Raw genomic sequence first — 4,785 nt, 5'->3', positions numbered from 1 at the left:
AGGATCGCCGGCCTCAGCCGCTGGCCCTGCCGTTCCTTGCCGGCGCCGGCCCGGTTCAGGCCCGGCTGCTGGCCCGCGCCGGCACCACGCCGCACCGCGGTTTTGGCGAACCTGCCTTGCTGGACGCATTGTCAGGCGAAGGCGTTCGCTTCCCCGCTGACTGGTTGGCCCATGCCGGCCTGCCGCTGCCGCCGCTGCTGGCGGAAAGCGTTGCGATTTTTCACCTCGCCGCGGCGCGCTGAGCCAGGGCCAGCGCGCCGATCAGGCCGGCGTCATCACCCAGCATAGGCGCCGCGATGTAATCCGAGAGATCGCCGCCAAGCTGCGGGGCCTGCACATAGTGATTGAGCCGCCGCGCCGTCGCCGCCCGCACTGCATCGATCAGGCCGGGCGCCTTCATCACGCCGCCGCCCAGGATCAGCCGGTCCGGCATGTGCAGCAGCACCAGCGCCGTGCAGAGCTGGCCGATATAATCGGCGATCAACGCCGTGCGTTCGGGTGGGCAGACCGGCGCGTCCAGCCCTTCGCCCCAGCGTTTCTGGATGGCGACGCCGCTGGCCAGCCCTTCCAGGCAATCGCCATGCCAGGGGCAGCAGCCGATGAACGGGTCGCGCTGCCGGTCGCGCGCCATGGCGATATGGCCGCTTTCCAGGTGCAGGATGCCGGTCTGCGGCTGGCCATGTTTCAGGATTCCGCTGCCGATGCCGGTGCCGATGGTGGAATAGGCCAGCGTCTTGCAGCCGCGGCCGGCGCCCTGCAGCCATTCTGCCAGCCCGGCGCCGTTGACATCGGTATCAACCAGGATCGGCGCGCCAAACCCGCCCAACCAGTCGTGAAAGCGCGCACCGGGCCAGCCCGGCTTGGGCGTGGTGGTGAAACGGCCATGATCGGGGTGATCGGGATCAACGATGATTGGCCCGAAACTGGCGATGCCGATGCCGGCGATGGCACCATGCCGGGCGCTGGCGCTGCGCAGGAATTCCGCCACCGCGCCCAGCGTTTCGGCCGGAGCTGTGGTGGCGATGCGCGTCTGCGCCAGTCGTTCCCCGTCAGCCGTGGCCAGCGCCACCACGAACTTGGTGCCTCCAGCCTCGATCCCGGCGATCAGCGGCATCAGCCGTTCCGTCGCGCCAGATATTGCCAGAGGATGCCGCGCTGGATCTCGTTGGTGCCGGCATAGATGGAGCCGGCGCGATCGTTGAGATATTTGGGAAAGGCCTTGGCCGCCCAGGCCGGGCCGACAACCAGGCCATCGGCCGGTGCGCTGAAACCGGGCACATCGCCGCCGGGCAGGGTGAGGTGCGGCTGATAGGCTTCCACCCAGGGCAGCGCCGCCTCCACCTCCAGCTCGGTCAGGCGCTGGGAGAGCTCGGTGCCAAGGATCTTCAGCGCGCTGGCCATCGGGCCGGGGGCGGCGCCGTTGGACAGGCCGGCGTTGAACTGCAGCTCCAGCGCGTCCAGTGCCTCGATCTCGGTGCGCAGGGCAGCGATGCGCCCCGGCATGGCCTGGCCGGTTTCGGCGAGATGGACGACCAGCGTGTCCACCCGCTTGACCAGAGACGGCGCATAGGCGTGGCCGCCGCGTTCGAACTCCATCAGATATTTGGCGACCGTCCAGCCATCATCGATGCGGCCCACCACGTTGGCCACCGGCACGCGCACGTCGTCAAAGATCACCTCGTTCTGCACATGCTCGCCCGACAGCGAGACGATGGGGCGTACGGAAATGCCGGGCGTCTTCATGTCGATCAGCAGGAAGGTGATGCCCAGCTGCGGCTTTTCCATCCGGGTGGTGCGCACCAGGCAGAAGATCCAGTCGGCATAATGGGCGTGGGTCGTCCAGATCTTGCGGCCGGTGCAGACGAAATGATCGCCGTCACGCTCCGCCTTCATCTGCAGCGAGGCGAGATCGGAGCCCGAATTGGGCTCCGAATAGCCCTGGCACCAGAATTCATCGCCGGCCAGCATTGGCGGCAGGAAGCGACGCTTCTGCGCTTCGGTGCCATAATGCAGCAGCACCGGGCCGCACATGCCCAGGCCCATGGGCGACAGCGGCGGCGCGCCGGCCTCTGTGGTTTCGCGGGCAAATATATAGCGGCGGGCCACTGACCAGTCGCAGCCACCCCATTCAGTGGGCCACGACGGCGCCACCCAGCCCTTGGCATGGAGTTTCTTCTGCCAGGCGATGGCGACGTGCGGCGGCGCATAGACGCTGGTCATGCCGGACGCCGCCTGCTTCAGCTCGGGCGTCAGCTCGCTGTTCAGAAAGTCCCGCACTTCATCGCGGAAAGCCAGATCGTCAGCGCTCCAGGCCAGTTGCATCGCCAATCTCCCTGCGACCACCTTGGCCGCAGCAATGGAACAACGAAACCGGCGCTTTGGGGAGGCGGCTCAGAAGGCCGCAGGCAGTTGCGCGTCCTTCAGCGTCACGCCCAGCCGGGCGGCGACCGCCGGGGCGATGGCGCGCATGTCGATGACGCCGAGATCGCGGCCGGCGGCGATGCCAGGGCCCGTGGCGATCAGGCTGGCACGCATGGCCGGCACATCAGGGAAATAGCCGTGCATGCCGCGCGTGGTGGTGGCTTCGCCCTGCCCGCCGGTCAATTTGCTGCCCATCAGCCAGCCGGGCTTGCAATTCACCCAGAAGGCGGCGTCGGCCGTGCCGCCGGCCGCGGCGACGGCGGCGCTGTCCAGCACGCGGTCGATACCGGCGGAGGGATCGGCGGCGGTTTCGGTCAGCACCGCCTCCACCCTGGCCTTCAGCGCCGCATCGTCGGGCCGGGCCAGCACGATCGCCGCGCTGCCGCCTGCCGTCCACGGGATGGCGTCCCAGCTGGTGATGGCGCTGCCGTCGGCGCTCAGGCGGATCAGCCCGGCCTTGATGAAGGGTGTGAACAGGTTGGTGGCCCGGCTGGTGGGGGCAAAGCCATGATCGGAGACGAGCACGATGGTGGTGGCCGGATCGACGACGCGGGCGGCGGCCACCAGCCGGCCAACGGCGGCATCGATGCGTTGCAGCGCGGCGCGTGATGCCGGCGAATCCGGGCCGCTGTCATGCTGTTCATGGTCAAGCCCGGTCAGATAGACGGTCATGAAATCCGGCTTGAACCGCTTCAGCAGGGCGATGGCCTGGGCGGTGCGGCCTTCGTCGCTGGCAATGCTCTCGTCCTTGCCGGTGGGGTAGGGGCCGGCCTCGGGCAGCGGCAGGCCGGGGGTGTTGAGGAGCGCCTGCAACTTGTCGTCATCGGGCATGCCGGTGCGCCAATATTGCGGCAGGTTGGCGGTCATCCCGCCCACGCCGACGCTCACCGGCCAGTGCACATTGGCGACCCGGCGGCCGGCGTCGCTGGCGGCCTGCCACAAGGTTTGCGCCTTGATATCGCTGGCATACCAGTACCAGCCCTCGGCATTGCGGCGGGTGGGATCAAAGGTGAGATTGTTGGCGATGCCGTGCCGGCGCGGGGTGGCGCCGGTGATCAGCGTGGTGTGGCTGGGATAGGTGACGGTGGGCAGCACGCCGGTCACCGCCGCGCTGGTGCCGGCTGCGGCGAGGCCGCGCAGGGCCGGCAGGGCAAGACCATTGTCGCGCCGCTGCCATTCCTGCGAGCGCAGGCCATCGACAGAGATCATCAGCACCGGCGCAGCAGTGGCGGGGGCAGCGAGCAGGAGCAGCAGGGCGAGGCGGGTCAGCATGGACCGTCCATGCCGTGCCGATGTTGCCGGGCGATGACAGTCATTCTTCCCAGTCGCGCACCCGCAGGCCGGCTTCGAACATGCCGCGCCTCCGCAGGCGGGGGGCGAGGAAATCGTAGAAGAACCAGTCCTTCACCGCATAGGGCGTCAGTGCATAGGTCAGCCGCTCGACAAGGTTCCAGCGGACATGGCTGTTGACCTGCCGGCGCGGCGCCGGCCAGCAGACATGATCGGCGGCATGGGTGAGCCGGCCGACCTTCAGGATGCGGTGGATGAGTTCGTGATCATACAGCACGAACGGCCAGTCATCATTCTTCGGCCCGCCACAGGCGACGAGCGGCACAATGCGAAAGGCCTGGCCAAAGGTGCCGGTGTGGCCCTGGCCGCTCAATAGGCTGGCGGTCAGTGCCATGCGATGGCGGATGAGGCGGTTTTTGGGGCTGTCGTAGGGGCCATAGATATCAAAGGCCTGGACGCCGACGATGCGCTTGTCCGTGCCCAGCAGTTGATCCGCGCGGCTGATATAGTGCGGCGGATAGAACGTGTCGGCATCCCAGAAGGCGATGTTCTCGGCGCCCAACTCCTGCGCGATGGCGAGGCCGCGGCGCAGGGCAAAGGTGTGGCCCTGGTTGGTCTCGGTCACCAGCATGGCGCGCGGATGGCCCTTGATGGCATCGGCGACGATCTGCGGGCTGGCGTCGGTCGAGGCATTGTCGACGCAGACCAGCATGATGTCATCCCGGTCCTGCGCCAGCGCGCACTGGACCGTGGGCGCGATGAACTTCGCCTCGTTGTAGAAGGCGATGACGATCACCCATTTGGGACGGAAAGCGGTGGCCATGCGCCGTGCCTTACGGTGCCGCCGCTTGACCGGCAAGCGCCGGGCCGGCACGGCTGTTGGCGATGCTCGCAAATGGCGATCTGGCGCGGCTGGTGATCCCCCTGGCCATCGGCCTGCTCATCGGCCTGGAACGTGGCTGGCAACAGCGCGCGGCCCGGCCCGGCAGCCGCGTTGCCGGCCTGCGCACCTTCGGCCTGTTCGGGCTGATCGGCGGGCTGGCCGGCTTCGTGGCCGAGCAGGCGCAGGGCTGG

General features: G+C 68.3%; 5 protein-coding genes and 1 pseudogene. 2 read left to right on the top strand and 4 right to left on the bottom strand.

Features of this window, described 5'->3' with window-relative positions:
- Positions 1–242: pseudogene (locus tag GJ693_RS17045) on the top strand (alpha-galactosidase); the annotation flags it as partial.
- Here the strand turns inward: GJ693_RS17045 and GJ693_RS13925 are convergent.
- From GJ693_RS13925 to GJ693_RS13910, 4 genes are all read right to left on the bottom strand, one after another.
- Positions 221–1,114 carry an ROK family protein gene (locus tag GJ693_RS13925; protein WP_156256880.1) on the bottom strand — a complete coding sequence of 298 codons (894 nt, stop codon included), beginning with the start codon at positions 1,112–1,114 and terminating at the stop codon, positions 221–223. The pseudogene GJ693_RS17045 and the gene GJ693_RS13925 overlap by 22 nt on opposite strands.
- Positions 1,114–2,322 (bottom strand): acyl-CoA dehydrogenase family protein, encoded by a 1,209-nt coding sequence (locus GJ693_RS13920; RefSeq protein WP_156256879.1) that lies wholly within the window; start codon positions 2,320–2,322, stop codon positions 1,114–1,116. Before GJ693_RS13920 ends, GJ693_RS13925 begins: the two co-directional genes overlap by 1 nt.
- 69 nt (positions 2,323–2,391) lie before the next feature.
- Positions 2,392–3,693 (bottom strand): alkaline phosphatase family protein, encoded by a 1,302-nt coding sequence (locus GJ693_RS13915; RefSeq protein ID WP_156256878.1) that lies wholly within the window; start codon positions 3,691–3,693, stop codon positions 2,392–2,394.
- A 40-nt stretch (positions 3,694–3,733) separates the two neighbouring features.
- Complete coding sequence (locus GJ693_RS13910; RefSeq protein WP_156256877.1) at positions 3,734–4,534, bottom strand: glycosyltransferase family 2 protein; 801 nt, start codon at positions 4,532–4,534, stop codon at positions 3,734–3,736.
- 62 nt (positions 4,535–4,596) lie between these two features.
- Between GJ693_RS13910 and GJ693_RS13905 the strand changes: the two genes are divergently transcribed.
- Positions 4,597–4,785, top strand: a 189-nt coding sequence (locus tag GJ693_RS13905; RefSeq protein WP_197042208.1) for an MgtC/SapB family protein, incomplete at its 3' end; no start/stop codon positions are given.

This window comes from Sandarakinorhabdus oryzae, assembly GCF_009733735.1.
GTDB classification, from domain to species: Bacteria; Pseudomonadota; Alphaproteobacteria; order Sphingomonadales; family Sphingomonadaceae; genus Sandarakinorhabdus; species Sandarakinorhabdus oryzae.
This window is presented reverse-complemented; position numbering and strand designations above follow the sequence as displayed.

Coding starts and splice junctions, on each gene's coding strand:
- GJ693_RS13925 (WP_156256880.1), bottom strand. CDS start 1,114: ATGCCGCTGATCGCCGGGATCGAGGCTGGAGGCACCAAGTTCGTGGTG.
- GJ693_RS13920 (WP_156256879.1), bottom strand. CDS start 2,322: ATGCAACTGGCCTGGAGCGCTGACGATCTGGCTTTCCGCGATGAAGTG.
- GJ693_RS13915 (WP_156256878.1), bottom strand. CDS start 3,693: ATGCTGACCCGCCTCGCCCTGCTGCTCCTGCTCGCTGCCCCCGCCACT.
- GJ693_RS13910 (WP_156256877.1), bottom strand. CDS start 4,534: ATGGCCACCGCTTTCCGTCCCAAATGGGTGATCGTCATCGCCTTCTAC.